The sequence below is a fragment of the Allobosea sp. GW821-FHT03A12 genome (assembly GCF_058986765.1).
Genome location: NZ_JBYSVZ010000003.1, coordinates 964007 through 979667, shown reverse-complemented (window position 1 = coordinate 979667; position 15661 = coordinate 964007). Strand labels below are relative to the sequence as shown.

The window sequence follows — 15661 nt, the reverse complement described above, 5'->3', positions numbered from 1 at the left end:
CGTAGTCCGGTTCGATGGGATTTTCGCTGCTCAAGACGAAGTTCGCGCAGGAGGCGCTCGGGCGCAGCCTCGCCTATTATCTGCGCCTGGTCAGGCGCACGAACCGCTTCGTCGTCGAGCCGGCCGACGTCTATGAGCGCGTGCGCGGCGAGCTGCCGCTGATCATCGCGATGTGGCACGGCCAGCACGTCATGATCCCGTTCGCCCGGCCGGAGTGGATGCCGTCCTGCTCGCTGGTCTCGCGCCATGGCGATGGCGGCTTCAACGCCGTGGCGCTGCGCGAGCTCGGCATCGGCGCGATCCGCGGCTCGGGCGCCTCGGGCAAGAAGGTTCGCGAGAAAGGCGGCGCGCCAGCCTTCCTCGCCATGGTCCGCCGGCTCGCCGCCGGCGACACCATGGTGCTGACTGCCGACATCCCCAAGCGCGCCCGCATCTGCGGCCCCGGCATCGTCCAGCTGGCGCGCGCCTCGGGCCGGCCGATCCATCCGATCGCGGTGGTGACCAGCCGGCGGATCGACTTCAACAGCTGGGACCGCGCCTCGATCGGCCTGCCCTTCGGGCGCGGCGCTATCGTCGTCGGCGATCCCGTCTGGATTGCGCGCGATGCCGACGAGGCGACCTGCGAGGCGGCGCGCCTCGCCGTCCAGGCCGGGCTCGACGCCGTGCACGAGCGCGCCTATGCGCTGATCGGCGCGCGCGATCCCGGCGCCGGCCTGCGCGAGATCCAGGCCGCCAAGGCGGCGGCGAAGGCCGAGGCCGCATGAGCCGCAGCTTTATCGTCCAGGCTTATCGCACGCTCTCGGCCCTGCTCGAGCCAGCCGCCGCAGGCCTGCTGCTCTGGCGGCGCCGGCGCGGCAAGGAAGACCCGGCGCGCCTCTCCGAGCGGCGCGGCTATCCCAGCGCCGAGCGCCCGGACAAGACGCTGGTCTGGCTGCATGGCGCCAGCGTCGGCGAGACGGTGACGCTGCTGCCCCTGATCGAGCGGCTGCAGCGGCGCGGGCTCGCCGTGCTGGTGACCTCGGGCACGGTGACCTCGGCGCGGCTGCTGGCACAACGCCTGCCGGCCGGGGCGATCCATCAGTTCCTGCCGCTCGACGTGCCGCGCTATATGCGCCGCTTCCTCGACCATTGGCGGCCGGACCTCGCCCTGATCTGCGAATCCGAGATCTGGCCGAACCTGATGATCGAGTCCGGCAAGCGCGGCGTGCCGCTCGTGCTGATCAATGCGCGGATGTCGGAGCGCTCCTTCCGGCGCTGGTACAAGTTCCCGCAGACCTCGCGCCATCTGCTCTCCGGCTTCGATCGTTGCCTGGCGCAGTCGCAGGAGGACGGACAGCGCCTCGCCCAGCTCGGCGCGCCGCGCGTCAGCATCGCCGGCAACCTGAAATTCGACGTCCCCGCCCCACCGGCCGATCCCAACACGCTGGCCCTGCTCGACGGCCTCGCCGCCGGCCGGCCGGTCTGGGTCGCCGCCTCGACCCATCCGGGCGAGGAGGAAGACGTGCTCGCCGCCCATCTCGGCGTCAGGGCGCATCTGCCCAAGCTCCTCACCATCGTCGTGCCACGCCATCCCGATCGTGGCGGCGAGGTCGAGGCGCTCGCCCAGGCCAACGGCGTTTCGAGCGCCCGCCGCTCGCTCGGCCACCTGCCCGAGCGCGACATCGACTTCTACATCGCCGACACGCTCGGCGATCTCGGCCTGTTCTACCGGCTGGCGCCGGTCGCCTTCATCGGCGGCTCGCTCGCCCCCATCGGCGGCCACAACCCGATCGAGCCGGCCAAGCTCGGCTGCGCCCTGCTGCACGGCCCGCTCGTCCACAAATCCGCCGACCTCTTCGCCGCCTTCGATGCCGGCGGTGGCGCCATAGAGGTCGCCGACCGGCAGGAGCTCGCCCAGGGCGTGCATCGCTGGCTCAGCGACCCCGCTGCCGCGCGCCAGGCCGCCCGGGCCGCGGCCCGCACCAGCACCGAGCTCAGCGGCGCGCTCGACCGGACCGTCCAGGCGATCGAGCCGCTGCTGCTGCGCGCCACCATCGGCCAGCGCGAGAGCCTGGACTGATGCGCGCCCCGGGCTTCTGGTGGCGCGCCCCGCCATCCGCCCTCGCTTGGCTGCTGCAACCGCTCGGGACGCTCTACGGCGCAATCACCCTGAAGCGTATGCGCCGCCCTGGCGCGCAGGCCGGCATTCCAGTGATCTGCGTCGGCAATTTCGTCGCGGGCGGCGCCGGCAAGACGCCGACCACGCTGGCGATCGCGTCAAAGCTAGCTGCGATGGGCGAGGCGCCCTTCGCCCTGACGCGCGGCTACGGCGGCAAGCTCTCCGGCCCGCTGCGCGTCGACCCGAGTCGGCACAGCGCGGCGGATGTCGGCGACGAGCCGCTGCTGCTTGCCGCGCGCCTGCCGACGGTAGTGGCGCGCGAGCGGCCCGCCGGCGCGGCGCTGACGCGCGAGGCAGGCGCAAGCCTCGTCCTGATGGACGACGGACTGCAGAACCCCTCGCTACACAAGGATCTCAGGCTCGCGGTCGTCGATGGCGCCGTCGGCGTCGGCAACGGGCTGTGCCTGCCGGCGGGGCCGCTGCGGGCGCCGCTCGCCGGCCAGTTCGAGCATGTCGACGCCCTCGTCGTCATCGGAGAGGGAGCGGCGGGCGACGATGTCGCCGTTCCAGCGCTGACCGTCGGAAAGCGCGTGCTGCGAGCAAGCCTGATGCCGCCGGCCGATATCCAGGCCGAGCTCGCCGGCCTGTCGGTGCTGGCGGTCTCGGGGATCGGCCGGCCCGAGAAATTCGCGGCGACCTTGCGCGCCGCCGGAGCGCGGCTGATCGGCGAGCACGCCTATGGCGACCACCACGCCTATACGGCGGGCGAAGTCGCGGCGCTGATCGCCGAGGCGAAGGCGAAAGCCTGCCGTGTCGCCGTCACCGAGAAGGACCTGGTCAAACTGGCGCCACTCTGGCCGGCGGCCGAGCGCTCGCTCCTGCTCTGCGTGCCGGTCACGCTGGTCTTCGAGAACGAGGCCGCGCTCGACGCGCTGCTGCGCAGTGCCCTCGCAAAGACCCGCTCAGGCGCGGCCCGCGCGGCGCACGCGCAGTAGCACGGCCTCGGGGGAGGCATAGGCCTCCTGCCAGTCCACCGACCAGTAGCGCAAATCCTCGAGCCGGATCGCGGCGCCGGTGACGGCGCAGCGGACGAAGGCGCCGGGACGCACAACCCGGAACTCGCCATGGCCGTAATCGACCAGCGCTTCGGATCCGGAAGGGGGCAGACGTTCGTTGATGTTCATCATGGGGCCGGACGGTGGAGCGGCGAAGGGTTAGCGCAAGGGTTGCAGTAGGGCGCAACCATCTCTGAATCAACGCATTGTTCCAGCATGGTCTTTCTGTGATAGCGTCAGTTGCGATGATGTCCAGCCTGACCCGCGCCGCCTTGCTGGCGATTGGTCTTGTTTCCCTGCTCGCGGCGCCCGCGATCGCGGGCGGCTATGAACGCGTCCGCATCCCGCATGATGACTATCAGCTCGACGGGGTGCTGTTCCGCCCGACGGGCCCGGGACCGTTCCCGGCCGTGGTCGCGCTGCATGGCTGCGGCGGCCTCTGGCGCGAGCCCGAGAAGCTCTCGATGCGGCATAGCGACTGGGGCGAGCGCTTGGCGCAGACCGGACTCATCGTGCTGATGCCGGACAGCTACGGCTCGCGTGGGCTCGGCTCGCAATGCGGCGTCAAGGACGTCACCATCCGCGCCAGCCGCGAACGCGTCGGCGACGCCATGGCGGCGCGGCGCTGGCTGCAGGACCGTCCCGATGTCCGACGCGATGCGATCGCGCTGCTCGGCTGGTCGGGCGGCGGCTCGAGCGTGCTCGCCGCGATCCGCAAGGATCGCAGGCCGGCCGATCGCCAGCCGGACTTCGCCCGCGCCGTGGCGTTCTATCCCGGTTGTCGCGCCCAATCGGAATCGGGCAGCTTCGAAGCTCGGCTGCCGACCCTGATCCTCATGGGCGATGCCGACGACTGGACCCCGCCCGCCCCTTGCGACTTCCTCGCCAAGGCCGCGCGCGCCCGCGGCGAGCCGGTCGAGCTCGTGCTCTACCCCGGCGCGGTGCATGACTTCGACCATCCGCGCCTGGATCGGCGCGAGAAGGAAGGCGTCGCCTTTTCGGCCTCCGGGACCGGCAAGGTCACCATCGGCACAGACCCGGCCGCGCGCGAGGACGCGATCAAGCGGGTCAAGGCCTTCCTGATAGGCAAGTAAAAGCAGCAGGCGGCCGAGATCTTGCCGACCGTCAGCGCGCCGAAGCGGTGAGCGTCACCGCCGGCCGGTCGCCAAGCAGCGAGCGGGCGATGTCCTGCGCCAGGCAGCCATAGCCGGCATCGCTCATATGGAAGCGGTCGCCTGCGAGCGCGGCCATGAAGCCGTCGGCATCGCGCTGATACCAGCCCAGCATCGCCTGATAGCGCGACAGCACCGGCACAGCCTGGGCCTTGGCGACTTCGGCGATGGCGTCGACATAGGCGCGATAACGCGCCGTCTCCTTGATGCCGGGATAGAACTGCGGATCGAGGATGACGAGCCGGGTACGGGCCTGCCTGGCGGCGGCGATGCCATCGGTGACGAGATTGCGGAAGGTGCCGAGGTCACCGCCGGTCACGGCATCGTTGGTCCCGACCTGCCAGATCACCAGATCGTAATGGCCGCCGGTCAGCGCGGCCTTGAGACGCAACAAGGTCTGCGGCGCGGTCTCGCCGCCGATACCGGCATTGACCATCTCGACGGGGCGGCCCGAGAGGCCGGTGCGCAGCAGCGTACTGAGTTGCGCCGGATAGGTCTTGTCCTTGCCGCTGGCGCCGATGCCTTCGGTCGAGGACGAGCCGATGGCGAGGATACGCAACGGAGCACCGCTCTTGCTCCAGCCCGAAGTGAGATCGGCGGCATCGCGGGAGAGCGTCGACGGCCTGCAGACGAATTCGGTCGCATTCGCCTGCTGCACTTGCAGGCCCAGAGGCGCAAGCATGGCAACGGCACAAGCAAGGCGTATCCGGAAACCGGCGAGCATCAAGGAACATTCCCCCAACCGCTATCAGGCAGCGTTTAGCCAGCGCTAGCTGAACGCTATCTGAACGGGAGCCAACTCATCCAAATTGGTGGTGAATGACCGGTTTTCGGAATCTCAGAACAGATCGCCCTGCCCGCTCCCGCCGACGGCCTTGCGGGTCGGCTGCCGCGGCGCCTGCGGCGGGGAAGCCCCACCCGGCACGATCGCGCCGAAACTGCCATCGGCGAGCGTGACCTGGAGGGCCAATCCCGGTCGCGCCGCCGTGGCACTGCGCAGCAGATTGCCCTCATCGTCGCGCACCAGCGCATAGCCGCGCGCCAGAACGGCTTGCGGCCCGAGCGAGGCGGCGAGCGCCCAGACGCTGTCGAGCCGGTCGCGGCGGCGCTGGAGCTGGCGCGTGAAGGCTGGCAGCGCCCGTGTATGGACGGAATGAAGATTATCTCGGGCTCTGGCGATCCTGTTGCGCTCGACCAGAAAGATCTTGTCGCGAGCAGCCGCGAGGAGCTTAGCAAGACCATCCAGCTTCGCAGCATGCGTCTTGAGCTTTGCCGCTGGCGACTGCGTGTGGAGGCGGCGGTCGAGCTGGGCGAGACGCTGCTCGTACGCACGAGCATTGCGCGCCAGCGCCGGACCGAGCTTGGCAGCGGCGAGGTCGAGCCGCTGGCGCGGCGCCGCCAGCAGGGTCTCGGGCGTCGGCAAGGCACGGGCGAGCGCGCGCAGATCGTTGCGGCGGCGCTCCGACAGGCGCAGCGTCGCACCCGACAGGCGGCGCGAGAGGTCGGTCACCTGCGCCAGCAATTCGGCCCGCACCGGCACGACCTTCTCGGCTGCGCCGGTCGGCGTGGGGCTGCGCAGATCGGCGGCATGGTCGATCAGCGTGACGTCGGTCTCGTGGCCGACCGCCGAGACCAGCGGGATCAGCGAGGCGGCGGCGGCGCGCACCACCACCTCCTCGTTGAAGCCCATCAGGTCTTCCAGCGAACCGCCGCCGCGCGCGACGATGATCACGTCCGGGCGCGGAATCCGGCCGCCCTCGAGAAGCGCGTTGAAGCCTGCGATCGCATTGGCGACCTCGGCCGCGCTGCTCTCGCCCTGGACGCGCACCGGCCAGACCAGGACATGGCGAGGAAAGCGTTCCTCCAGCCGGTGCAGGATGTCGCGGATGACGGCGCCTGTCGGCGAGGTGACGACGCCGACGACGCGCGGCAGGAACGGGATGAGCTGCTTACGGCCGGGATCGAACAGGCCCTCGGCGGCGAGCTTCTTCCGGCGCTCCTCGAGCAGCGCCATCAGTGCACCGATGCCGGCAGGCTCGAGCGAATCGATAATGATCTGGTAGCTCGACTTGCCGGCGAAGGTGGTGATCTTGCCGGTGGCGATCACCTCCAGCCCTTCCTGGGGCTTCGTCTTCAGCCGGCCGAAGACGCCTTTCCAGATCACCGCATCGATCTTGGCGTTGGCGTCCTTCAGCGAGAAATAGACATGGCCGGAGCCGACCGGGCCGCGATAGCCGGAGATTTCGCCGCGCACGCGCACGAAGCCGAAGGCATCCTCCAGCGTGCGCTTGAGCGCGCCGGAGAGGTCGGAGACCGACCATTCAGGGGCATTGCCGACCGGCTGAGGCGATTCGCTGTCCATGAACCCGTATTTAACGATGGGACGGCCCGAGCAGAAGCGTTGCCCGGACAAGGGATGGCAGCTATTGCGCCCTGAGCAAGCGGAGAGATGCGATGAACATTCTTCTGATCGGGTCCGGCGGGCGCGAGCATGCCCTGGCCTGGGCGATCTCGGCCTCTCCGCTCTGCGACAAGCTCTTCATCGCCCCCGGCAATCCCGGCACCGCCCAATGCGGCGACAATGTCGTGCTCGATATCGCCGACCACCGCGCCGTGGCTGATTTCTGCAAGCTGCAGGGCGTCGGCCTCGTCGTGGTCGGGCCGGAAGGCCCGCTGGTCGACGGCATCGCCGACGACCTCGAAGCAGCCGGGATCAAGACCTTCGGCCCGTCCAGGGCCGCGGCGCAGCTCGAAGGCTCGAAGGCCTTCACCAAGGAGCTCTGCGCCGAATTCGGCATACCGACGGCAGCCTTCGCCCGCTTCACCGACGAGACTACGGCCAGGGCCTATGTCGCCAAGACCGGCGCGCCGCTGGTGATCAAGGCCGACGGGCTCGCCGCCGGCAAGGGCGTCATCATGGCGGAGACCGTTGAGCAAGCCAATGAAGCGCTGGCGATGATGTTCTCCGGCGGGCTCGGCGCTGCCGGCGCCGAGGTCGTGATCGAGGAGTGGATGATCGGCGAGGAGGCCAGCTTCTTCGCGCTCTGCGACGGCACGCATGCCCTGCCGCTCGCCTCGGCCCAAGACCATAAGCGCGCCTTCGACGGCGATACCGGCCCCAACACAGGTGGCATGGGCGCCTATTCGCCGGCGCCCGTGATGACGAAGGCGCTGGAAGCGCAGGTCATGGCCGAGATCATCCAGCCGACGCTCGACGGCATGGCCAGGCGCGGCACGCCGTTCAAGGGCGTGCTCTTCGCCGGGCTGATGATCACCGCCAATGGCCCCAAGCTGATCGAATACAACACTCGCTTCGGCGATCCCGAATGCGAGGTGCTGATGCCGCGGCTGAAGAGCGACCTCGTACCGGCCCTACTCGCTGCGCGGGACGGCGTGCTGAATGCGGTCGACCTGCGCTGGTCCGACGACGTCGCGCTGACGGTGGTGATGGCGGCGAAGGGCTATCCCGGCACGCCGGAGAAGGGCAGCGTCATCAAGGGCATCGACAAGGCCGCGGCCGAAAAGGACGTGCTGGTCTTCCATGCCGGTACGCAGGCGAAGGATGGCGAGATCGTCGCCAATGGCGGGCGCGTGCTCAACGTCGTGGCGCTCGGCAAGACCGTCAGCGAGGCGCAAGCCAAGGCCTATGCAGCCGTCGACCTGATCGACTGGCCGGGCGGCTTCTGCCGCCGCGACATCGGCTGGCAGGCGGTGAAGCGCGAGCGCGAAGGCTGACAGGATCTGGCAGGCTGCCTAGATAGTGTGGCGCGACGCGAGCACAGCGGAGAGCCACGCCATGACCAATATCGACGCCCTCTTTCCCGGTTTCGAGGCGCGCTGGATCGACGGGCCGGTCGGCAAGATCTTCGCCCGCGTCGGCGGCAAGGGACCACCGGTGGTGCTGATCCACGGCTTCCCGCAGACCCATGCCGAATGGCACGAGATGGCGGGCGAGCTCGCCAAGACCCACACCGTCGTCTGCCCCGACCTGCGCGGCTATGGCTGGTCGGCCGCCCCGCATGGCGATGGCGGCAAGGTGCTCTATACGAAGCGCGGCATGGGCGAGGACATCGTCGCCACGATGAGCGCGCTCGGCTTCAACCGTTTCGCGGTGATCGGCCATGACCGCGGCGCCCGCGTCGCCTATCGCCTCGCGCTCGACAATCCCGACCGGGTCGAGCGGCTCGTCCTGCTCGATATCCTGCCGACCGTGTCGATGTGGGAGGGCATGAACGCGGCGCGCGCCATGCAGGTCTATCACTGGACCTTCCTGGCCCAGCCCGAGCCGGTGCCGGAGAAGCTGATCCAGGCCGACCCGGCCGGCTGGCTCGACCACACGATCGCGAGCTGGACACGGGCCAAGAAGATAGAGGCCTTCCACCCGCTGGCAATGGCCGTCTATGCCGAGTCATTCAACGACCCCGCGCGCATCCATGCCGCCTGCGAGGATTACCGCGCCGGCGCGACCACCGATCTCGACCACGACAAGGCCGACCTCGGGGCGGGCAAAAAGATCCTCTGCCCGGTGCTGGTTCTCTGGGGCGAAGCCGGCATCCCGGCCAAGGGCGCAAGCCCGCTCGCAATCTGGCGCGAGACCTTCGCGCCGCAGGCGGAGGGTCAGGCGATCGCCAGCGGGCATTTCCTGCCGGAGGAGAATCCGCAGGATACGCTCGCGGCGGTGAAACCTTTCCTCGCAAGGGAGGTTGCCTGAGCGGCTCCCGCACCGCAACATCAGGCCATGACCAGCGTCTCCAGCCCCCTCGCCCGCCTGCCCGATCCGTCCGGACCCGAGCTTGTCCTCGTGCTCGGCTCGGGCGGGGCGCGCGGCCTCAGCCATATCCCGGTGCTGGAGGCGCTCGACGAGCTCGGCCTGAAGCCGGCGCTGATCGCCGGCTCGTCGATGGGAGCGATCGTCGGCGCCGCCTATGCCGCCGGGCTCTCCGGCCGGGACCTGCGCGCCCATGTCGAGGCGAGCTTTCGCGACCGCGCCCGGGTGATCGCCAGGCTGCTGGAAGCGCGTATCGGCAAGATCGCCGATCTCTGGCGCGGCGGGCTCGGCAATCCCGTGCTGATCGATGGCGAGCGCCTGCTCGACCTGTTCTGGCCACAGGCCGTGCCTGATCGCTTCGAGGAGCTCGGCATCCCGTTCCTCTCGGTCGCGACCGATTACCATCTGCATGACGAGGTCGTCCTCGGCAGCGGCCCACTGACACCGGCCGTCGCCGCTTCGTTGGCGATCCCCGGCCTCATCAAGCCAGTGACGATCGGCGGGCGCGTGCTGATCGATGGCGGCGCCATCAACCCCCTTCCCTATGACCGTCTGCTCGGCCCGGGACGCCTCGTGCTCGCGGTCGACACCAGCGCGCCGGCGACCGTGAGCGACAGCCGCGTGCCGGAGCCATTGGAAGCAATGGTTGGTGTCTCGCAGATCCTGACGCGGGCGCTGGTGCAGCGCATGATCGAGCGGCAGCCCCCAGATATCTTGATCCGGGCCGGCGGCGAAGGCTTCGGCGGGCTCGACTTCTTCCGCTGGCAGGCGATCCTCGATGCCGCAGAGCCGGCGAAGGAGGAGGTCAAGCGGAGGCTGTCAGAGGCGCTCGAACGGGCGGCGTGACCGTCTCCGGCTCGTCGCAGCGGAAACCGGGCAGACCGGCCTCCAGCGCCGCTCGCCCCTCATCGGTCAGGATCACTGCGCGGCTGTCTTTCACCCGCTTCACCCAGCCAGTCTCGAAGCAGCGGCAAGCCAGGGCTGCCGCAAGCGAGCCGGCGAGATGCGGACGGCGCTCGCTCCAGTCGAGGCAGGGCCGCAGCGCCGCGCGCTTTCCCTTGCTCGCGGTGGCGGGGTCGATCCCAAGCCCGGCGAAGAGCGCAACACCGGAACGCGTCAGCCCATAGCCGCCATCGGCCACGGTGAGATGCCCGCCAGCGACAAGCGCGTCATGGATGGCGATACCGAGGCGGCCGGCAAAATGGTCATAGCAGGTGCGGGCGCGGGCGAGATCGGCGCCGACGCGTGAGGGCAAACGCCGCCCGTTCGCCTGCCCGCCGGAGAGCACCATCAACCCCTCCAGCGCCGCGGCGACCTCCGGCCCGGCGAGCCGGTAATAGCGATGGCGGCCCTGCACGGCGACGCCGAGCAGGCCGCCCTGCATCAGCTTGGCGAGATGGCCGCTCGCGGTCTGCGGCGCGACGCCGGCAAGGAAGGCGAGTTCCTTCGCCGTCAGCGCGCGCCCATCCATCAGCGCATGCAGCATGTTGGCGCGGGCGGGATCGCCCATCAGATGGGCGATCTCGGCGAGATAGGGTCCGTGCGTGGCCATGGCTCGACGCCTCCAGTGTGGCTGCCATGATGACGTCCGTGTCCGCTGAGGCAAGCGAGGACGCTACGGCGAGGACCGTAGTGTCGAAGAGCGACAGCCGGGGTCAGGACCTGCCACAAGTCGCGGCATCGCAATCGATCGGATCGGCAGGATCATGGACCAGACGACGCTCCTCACCTTCATCGCCGCGACCTTCGTGCTCGCCGGCTTCGTCAAGGGCGTGATCGGTCTCGGCCTGCCGACGATCGCCGTCGGCGTGCTCGGCGTGGTGATGGCGCCGGCGCAGGCCGCGGCGCTGCTGGTCATTCCCAATCTCGTCACCAATAGCTGGCAGCTGACCGGCCCAAAGCTCAAGGCGATCGCGATCCGGCTTTGGCCGATGCTGGCCGGGACCTGCGTCGGCACCTGGGCCGGCGCCGGGCTGCTGGAAAAAGCCAAGGACGGCTCTGCGACGCTCTGGCTTGGCATCGCGCTGGTGCTCTATGCGCTGGTCGGGCTGAAGGCCGCCAAGCTGCGCGTGCCCGAGAAGACCGAGATCTGGCTCGGCCCGCTGGTCGGCGTCATCACCGGCGCGGCCACCGCGGCGACCGGCGTCTTCGTGCTGCCGGCGGTGCCCTATCTGCAGACGCTCGGCTTCGACAAGGACGAGCTCGTGCAGGCGCTCGGCCTCTCCTTCATCGTCTCGACGATCGCCCTGTCCTTCGGACTGGTCGGCGCCGGCGCGCTCGACCTGAAGGTCGCCGGCGCCTCATTGCTGGCGCTGCTGCCGGCGCTGGCCGGGATGTGGTTCGGCCAGGCGATCCGCCAGCGCATCTCTGCGGCGACCTTCAAGCTCTGCTTCTTCGCCGGACTGCTGGCGCTCGGGGGCTACCTGATCGCCCGGACGATGCTCTGAGCTAACGCCCGCGCCCAGCATAAGCCAGCCGGCGGCTGCGCTTGTGGCCATACCAGGCGATCTCGCGGTCACCGACATCGACATGGACGAGGCCGTTGGAATAGGAGCCGACGCCGCCGACCGCTTCGATCTTCTTGGCGGCGGCCGCAGCGTTCCGCGGCGAGGTGGCGAGCGGGCGGAAGTCGATGGCGTTGCCGCGATAGTGCTGGGAGTTGCGGGCGTGGCGGCCGCCGCAGGTCGAGGTGATCTGGATCGGGCCGATCTTCGCGGTGAGTTCCTTGATCATGCCGAGGGTTTCCGGCTTGAGGCAACCGAGCCCCTTCACCTGCGGCTGGAACGAGATCATCGCGAGATGGGTATCGGCGGCAAAGGAGGGGGACACAGACCAACAGGCCGCGGACAGCGCAGCCAACGCAACTTTACGCATAATGGAGAAATACCGACTTTGGGGAATGGGAGGCTCAAGCCACCATTCCTTGGTCTGGCTGAGCAGTGCAGCGGCGACCTACCCACGACACAAGGCAAAAACAAGGCAGCTTACGAGATGCATTCGGGATCTGACCAGCCCTGGATTTTGCCTACACCATCAGGACTAAGCCCATCGCACTAACCAATCAGCTAAATACTTAAGATGTTTACTACATGATACCCTGATATATACGATCAAAATTGGTAGAAATACATTGCAATTCAGTTTTGATGGGAGCCGCCCAAGCATTCGCCCGGTTGGTCAGGAGCCCGCCGCGACCCAGCGGGCTAGGATCGCCTTTGGCGGCTACAGACCAAAGGCAGATGGGTAGCTGACCGAGCCCTGCCGTCCAGCCAACGCTCCCGGCACGAGCTCCAGTGCCATGAAGGCCTCACCTGAAAAGGGCGAAGCGAGGTTATGCGCCAGCGCCGCCGAGAAGCCGAAGCGCGGATAGTAGCCGGGGTGCCCGAGCACGATGACGGCCTCGGCCCCTGCGGCCCGTGCCTCATCGAGCGCCGCCGCGATCAGCCGGCCACCGATACCCTGCTTCTGCAGCCCTGACCGCACCGCCATCGGCGCGAGCGCCAGGGCCTTCACGGCGCGGCCATCCATCATCGCCGGCAGCCAGCTCAGCAGGATATGGCCGCTGATCGCGCCGCCCTGTTCCGCGACCAGCTCGACGGCAACGAGGCCGTCGCTGCGCAGGCGCTCGACGATGCCGGCCTCGTCCTCGCCACCGAAGGCGGCGCGGTTGAGCGCGGCGATGGCTTGTGCATCGACCGGGCTCGCAGCTCGGATCATCTCCGCCATCAGCGCTTCCCCCGGAAGAAATCGCGTAGCAATTCTGCCGCCTCGCGCTCTCTCAATCCGCCATAGACCTCCGGCGCATGATGGCAGCTCGGGCTGCGATAGAGCCTGACACCGTTCTCGACCGCCCCGCCCTTGGGATCCGAGGCAGCGAAATAGAGCCGCCGGATTCGGGCGAAGGAGATCGCCGCCGCGCACATCGGACAGGGTTCGAGCGTGACATAGAGATCGCAATCGATCAGCCGCTCGGACTGAATGGCTTCGCAGGCCAGCCGGATCGCCAATGTCTCGGCATGTGCCGTCGGGTCCTTCAGTTCAAGCGTGCGGTTGCCGGCGCTCGCCAGCACCTGCCTGTCACGGACGATCACCGCCCCGACCGGCACCTCGCCGCGCTCCGCCGCGGCGCGCGCTTCGGTCAGCGCCAGCGCCATCGGCGCCACCTCGATCTGCTTTGCGTCGATCGATCCCATCGAACCTTCATCTTTGCCGTCGCAGCGCACGAAAACGCCTGCTACAAGCGCCGGCTAATACCAGATTCAAGAGCCGCTGCCGTCCCGGATCGCTTCGCAACCCGGTCCGCGATGATCCGGCTTCAGGAGCAACCATGAGCGACGACAACAATCAGAAAAGCCGCGGCCCGCGCAAGGGCGGCGGAGCCGGCGGCCGCGGCGGCGGGCGCGATGGCGGTCCCGGCCGCGGTGGCCCCGGTGGCCGGCCGCCCGGACGCGGTGGCAAGCCGCCCTTCCGCTCGCGCGATGGCGAGGAGCGGCCTCGGCGCGCACCGGCCGAGGGCGCCGAGCGCCGCAGCGATGGCGAGCGCCCGGCGCGCCGCTTCGAGAAGAAGCCATTCCGCGAGCGCCCGAGCGGCGAGCGCCCGCCACGCGAGGGCGGCGAGCGGCCATTCCGCGACCGTGGCAGCGACGAGCGCCGCGCCAGCCGTCCGCCGCGCGATGGCGAGCGGCCACGTGGTGATAGGACTGGCGGCTTCGGGCGCCCGTCCCGCGACGGCGCACCGTCGCGCCCATCGCGCGATGGCGACCGCCCCTTCCGCGAACGCGGTGACGACGAGCGCCGCTCGGCGCGTCCCGCCCGCGACGGTGCGCCGTCCCGGCCGCCGCGTGAAGGCGGCGAGCGGTCGTTCCGTCCGCGCGACGGTGAGGAGCGCCGGCCGCCGCGGGATCGCGGCGATGAACGTGGCCGCAGCGAACGCACATTCCGCGAGCGCAGCAGCGAAGGCCCGCGTACCGCTCGCCCGCCGCGCCGCGAAGATCGCGATCGTGGCGAAGGCCGCAGCTTCGGCGGCGGCAAGCGCTTCGACGCGCCGCGCGGCAGCAATCCGACCCGCAGCCGGCCGGACCGGGCGCATCGCAACGCCGCCGAGATCGCCGAGGCCGTCTCGGCTCCGGCCGCGCCGCAGGAGCCGGAGCGCATCGCCAAGGTGATGGCCCGCGCCGGCGTCGCCTCGCGCCGCGACAGCGAGGCGCTGATTGCGGAAGGCCGCGTCAGCGTGAACGGCAAGGTGATCGAGAGCCCGGCGCTCGACATCGGCCCGAACGACGTCGTGCTGGTCGATGGCGAGCCCTTGCCGGCCCGCGAGCGCACAAGGCTCTGGTTCTACCACAAGCCGCGCGGACTGGTGACGACCAACCATGATCCGGAGGGGCGCCCGACCGTGTTCGACGCGCTGCCGGAAGACCTACCGCGGGTGCTCTCGGTCGGCCGGCTCGACATCAACACCGAAGGCCTGCTGCTGCTGACCAACGATGGCGGGCTGGCGCGGATGCTGGAGCTGCCCGAGACCGGCTGGCTGCGGCGCTATCGCGTGCGCGCCTTCGGCCAGGTCAACCAGGCCCAGCTCGATACGCTGAGGGGCGGCGTCACCATCGAAGGCGTCCAGTACGGCCCGGTCATCGCCCAGTTCGAGCGCGAGCAGGGTTCGAACACCTGGCTCACCGTCGATCTGCGCGAAGGCAAGAACCGCGAGGTCAAGACGGTGCTGGAGCATCTCGGCCTGCAGGTGAACCGGCTGATCCGGGTCTCCTTCGGCCCGTTCCAGCTCGGCGACCTGCCGGAGGGCGAGGCCGAGGAGGTGCGCTCCAAGGTGCTGAAGGACCAGCTCGGGACCGAATTGATGGCCAAGGCCGGCGTCGATTTCGACTCGCCGCGGCGCGACGAGACCCGATCGGACGAAAGGCCCGCCCGTGGCCGGCCCGCACCCGCCGGCGACGACCGGCCGCGCCGCCGTCCCCGCGAGGAGCGGGCCGAGCAAGCCGAGGATGCGCGCCCGCTGCGTGGGGACAAGCCGTGGACGCGCGGCGTCTGGCGCGACGTCGAGGCCGAGCCGCAGCGCGAGCGCAAGGCGCCGCCACGGCGCGGCGCCGATCCCAAGGAGGAGCGCCAGGCGCGCGAGGCCACCGGCGCCGTAACGCGCGTGCGCGACAAGGCGATCGCCGATCCCAAGGGGCGTCGCGTCAAGGTTGAGCGTATCAGCGCCAAGCCCAAGGACGAGCCGCGCGAGGACAGGCCGGCGCGTGCGCCGCGTGGCGAGCGCCCGAGTCGGGCGCCGCGCGAAGAGAGCTTCGGTCGCGACCGCGGCGGCGAGGCGCCCTGGCGCGGCAGCGGCGACTGGGCCGACAAGCCGCCGCGCGGCAAGCGCCCGCCCAGCGGCGGCGCCGGCACCGACGAACGCCCTGCCCGCCCCTTCCGCGGCAAGCCGGCTGGCGACCGGCAGGGCGGGGATCGTCCCGGCGGCCGCGGCCCGCGGCCCGGTGGTAGCGGCCGGCCGCCACGTTCCGGTCCGCCGCGTTCGGGCGGCGGGCGTGACCGTCGCGGCTGAGGCTTAGTC

The 15661-nt window shown here is 69.9% G+C and carries 16 protein-coding genes; 9 read left to right on the top strand and 7 right to left on the bottom strand.

The genetic code is table 11. From position 1 onward, the window contains the following. Positions 1 to 14 precede the first annotated feature (14 nt). From AC3WLC_RS12135 to lpxK, 3 genes are read left to right on the top strand one after another with little or no spacing between them, the layout of a single operon-like run. Complete coding sequence (locus tag AC3WLC_RS12135) at positions 15 to 764, top strand: lysophospholipid acyltransferase family protein (protein ID WP_493684174.1); 750 nt, start codon at positions 15 to 17, stop codon at positions 762 to 764. Next, complete coding sequence (locus tag AC3WLC_RS12130) at positions 761 to 2059, top strand: 3-deoxy-D-manno-octulosonic acid transferase (RefSeq protein WP_493684173.1); 1299 nt, start codon at positions 761 to 763, stop codon at positions 2057 to 2059. Before AC3WLC_RS12135 ends, AC3WLC_RS12130 begins: the two co-directional genes overlap by 4 nt. Beyond that, positions 2059 to 3093 (top strand): tetraacyldisaccharide 4'-kinase, encoded by a 1035-nt coding sequence (lpxK, locus tag AC3WLC_RS12125; RefSeq protein ID WP_493684172.1) that lies wholly within the window; start codon positions 2059 to 2061, stop codon positions 3091 to 3093. The genes AC3WLC_RS12130 and lpxK overlap by 1 nt, the downstream gene beginning before the upstream one ends. Here the strand turns inward: lpxK and AC3WLC_RS12120 are convergent. Continuing rightward, on the bottom strand, positions 3061 to 3282 hold the full coding sequence (locus tag AC3WLC_RS12120; protein ID WP_326873187.1) for a DUF2093 domain-containing protein: 222 nt from the start codon (positions 3280 to 3282) through the stop codon (positions 3061 to 3063). The two genes, lpxK and AC3WLC_RS12120, sit on opposite strands and share 33 nt — an antisense overlap. A 119-nt stretch (positions 3283 to 3401) precedes the next feature. On the opposite strand from AC3WLC_RS12120, the gene AC3WLC_RS12115 reads away from it, so the two are divergent. Then, complete coding sequence (locus AC3WLC_RS12115) at positions 3402 to 4247, top strand: dienelactone hydrolase family protein (protein WP_493684171.1); 846 nt, start codon at positions 3402 to 3404, stop codon at positions 4245 to 4247. Positions 4248 to 4278: 31 nt separating this feature from the next. On the opposite strand, the gene AC3WLC_RS12110 is transcribed toward AC3WLC_RS12115, so the two are convergent. Both AC3WLC_RS12110 and xseA read right to left on the bottom strand, forming a co-directional pair. After that, the gene (locus AC3WLC_RS12110; protein WP_493684170.1) at positions 4279 to 5007 is read right to left on the bottom strand and encodes an SGNH/GDSL hydrolase family protein; all 729 of its coding nucleotides are present in this window, start codon (positions 5005 to 5007) and stop codon (positions 4279 to 4281) included. 156 nt (positions 5008 to 5163) lie between these two features. Beyond that, positions 5164 to 6687: an exodeoxyribonuclease VII large subunit gene (xseA, locus tag AC3WLC_RS12105; protein ID WP_493684169.1), complete on the bottom strand. Its 1524-nt coding sequence runs from the start codon at positions 6685 to 6687 to the stop codon at positions 5164 to 5166. Positions 6688 to 6779: 92 nt separating this feature from the next. Here xseA and purD point away from each other — a divergent pair, with 92 nt between their 5' ends. The 3 genes from purD (at position 6780) to AC3WLC_RS12090 (ending at position 9939) form a co-directional block, all read left to right on the top strand. After that, positions 6780 to 8060 (top strand): phosphoribosylamine--glycine ligase, encoded by a 1281-nt coding sequence (gene purD / locus AC3WLC_RS12100; protein ID WP_493684168.1) that lies wholly within the window; start codon positions 6780 to 6782, stop codon positions 8058 to 8060. Positions 8061 to 8121: 61 nt separating this feature from the next. Continuing rightward, a complete protein-coding gene (locus AC3WLC_RS12095; protein ID WP_493684167.1) occupies positions 8122 to 9036 on the top strand; it encodes an alpha/beta fold hydrolase in 915 nt (304 codons plus the stop codon). Between the two features lie 27 nt (positions 9037 to 9063). After that, positions 9064 to 9939 carry a patatin-like phospholipase family protein gene (locus AC3WLC_RS12090; protein WP_493684166.1) on the top strand — a complete coding sequence of 292 codons (876 nt, stop codon included), beginning with the start codon at positions 9064 to 9066 and terminating at the stop codon, positions 9937 to 9939. On the opposite strand, the gene AC3WLC_RS12085 is transcribed toward AC3WLC_RS12090, so the two are convergent. Then, entirely contained in the window at positions 9899 to 10645 is a 747-nt protein-coding gene (locus tag AC3WLC_RS12085) for an ArsR/SmtB family transcription factor (RefSeq protein ID WP_493684165.1), read from the bottom strand. The genes AC3WLC_RS12090 and AC3WLC_RS12085 overlap by 41 nt on opposite strands. A gap of 154 nt (positions 10646 to 10799) precedes the next feature. Between AC3WLC_RS12085 and AC3WLC_RS12080 the strand changes: the two genes are divergently transcribed. Further along, positions 10800 to 11540 (top strand): sulfite exporter TauE/SafE family protein, encoded by a 741-nt coding sequence (locus AC3WLC_RS12080; RefSeq protein ID WP_493684164.1) that lies wholly within the window; start codon positions 10800 to 10802, stop codon positions 11538 to 11540. A gap of 1 nt (position 11541) precedes the next feature. Here the strand turns inward: AC3WLC_RS12080 and AC3WLC_RS12075 are convergent, their stop codons facing one another. The 3 genes from AC3WLC_RS12075 to AC3WLC_RS12065 all read right to left on the bottom strand — a co-directional run bounded on the left by AC3WLC_RS12075 (position 11542) and on the right by AC3WLC_RS12065 (position 13247). After that, on the bottom strand, positions 11542 to 11922 hold the full coding sequence (locus tag AC3WLC_RS12075; RefSeq protein WP_493684163.1) for a hypothetical protein: 381 nt from the start codon (positions 11920 to 11922) through the stop codon (positions 11542 to 11544). A gap of 393 nt (positions 11923 to 12315) precedes the next feature. Then, positions 12316 to 12819 carry a GNAT family N-acetyltransferase gene (locus tag AC3WLC_RS12070; protein ID WP_493684162.1) on the bottom strand — a complete coding sequence of 168 codons (504 nt, stop codon included), beginning with the start codon at positions 12817 to 12819 and terminating at the stop codon, positions 12316 to 12318. Further along, complete coding sequence (locus AC3WLC_RS12065) at positions 12819 to 13247, bottom strand: nucleoside deaminase (protein ID WP_493684548.1); 429 nt, start codon at positions 13245 to 13247, stop codon at positions 12819 to 12821. Before AC3WLC_RS12065 ends, AC3WLC_RS12070 begins: the two co-directional genes overlap by 1 nt. A gap of 173 nt (positions 13248 to 13420) precedes the next feature. Between AC3WLC_RS12065 and AC3WLC_RS12060 the strand changes: the two genes are divergently transcribed. Then, positions 13421 to 15652 carry a pseudouridine synthase gene (locus tag AC3WLC_RS12060; protein WP_493684161.1) on the top strand — a complete coding sequence of 744 codons (2232 nt, stop codon included), beginning with the start codon at positions 13421 to 13423 and terminating at the stop codon, positions 15650 to 15652. Positions 15653 to 15661 lie beyond the last annotated feature (9 nt).

What these genes read in the sequence shown, in the direction of transcription:
- AC3WLC_RS12135 (WP_493684174.1), top strand. Translation starts at nt 15, where the DNA reads ATGGGATTTTCGCTGCTCAAGACGAAGTTCGCGCAGGAGGCGCTCGGG.
- AC3WLC_RS12130 (WP_493684173.1), top strand. Translation starts at nt 761, where the DNA reads ATGAGCCGCAGCTTTATCGTCCAGGCTTATCGCACGCTCTCGGCCCTG.
- lpxK (WP_493684172.1), top strand. Translation starts at nt 2,059, where the DNA reads ATGCGCGCCCCGGGCTTCTGGTGGCGCGCCCCGCCATCCGCCCTCGCT.
- AC3WLC_RS12120 (WP_326873187.1), bottom strand. Translation starts at nt 3,282, where the DNA reads ATGAACATCAACGAACGTCTGCCCCCTTCCGGATCCGAAGCGCTGGTC.
- AC3WLC_RS12115 (WP_493684171.1), top strand. Translation starts at nt 3,402, where the DNA reads ATGTCCAGCCTGACCCGCGCCGCCTTGCTGGCGATTGGTCTTGTTTCC.
- AC3WLC_RS12110 (WP_493684170.1), bottom strand. Translation starts at nt 5,007, where the DNA reads ATGCTTGCGCCTCTGGGCCTGCAAGTGCAGCAGGCGAATGCGACCGAA.
- xseA (WP_493684169.1), bottom strand. Translation starts at nt 6,687, where the DNA reads ATGGACAGCGAATCGCCTCAGCCGGTCGGCAATGCCCCTGAATGGTCG.
- purD (WP_493684168.1), top strand. Translation starts at nt 6,780, where the DNA reads ATGAACATTCTTCTGATCGGGTCCGGCGGGCGCGAGCATGCCCTGGCC.
- AC3WLC_RS12095 (WP_493684167.1), top strand. Translation starts at nt 8,122, where the DNA reads ATGACCAATATCGACGCCCTCTTTCCCGGTTTCGAGGCGCGCTGGATC.
- AC3WLC_RS12090 (WP_493684166.1), top strand. Translation starts at nt 9,064, where the DNA reads ATGACCAGCGTCTCCAGCCCCCTCGCCCGCCTGCCCGATCCGTCCGGA.
- AC3WLC_RS12085 (WP_493684165.1), bottom strand. Translation starts at nt 10,645, where the DNA reads ATGGCCACGCACGGACCCTATCTCGCCGAGATCGCCCATCTGATGGGC.
- AC3WLC_RS12080 (WP_493684164.1), top strand. Translation starts at nt 10,800, where the DNA reads ATGGACCAGACGACGCTCCTCACCTTCATCGCCGCGACCTTCGTGCTC.
- AC3WLC_RS12070 (WP_493684162.1), bottom strand. Translation starts at nt 12,819, where the DNA reads ATGGCGGAGATGATCCGAGCTGCGAGCCCGGTCGATGCACAAGCCATC.
- AC3WLC_RS12065 (WP_493684548.1), bottom strand. Translation starts at nt 13,247, where the DNA reads ATGGCGCTGGCGCTGACCGAAGCGCGCGCCGCGGCGGAGCGCGGCGAG.
- AC3WLC_RS12060 (WP_493684161.1), top strand. Translation starts at nt 13,421, where the DNA reads ATGAGCGACGACAACAATCAGAAAAGCCGCGGCCCGCGCAAGGGCGGC.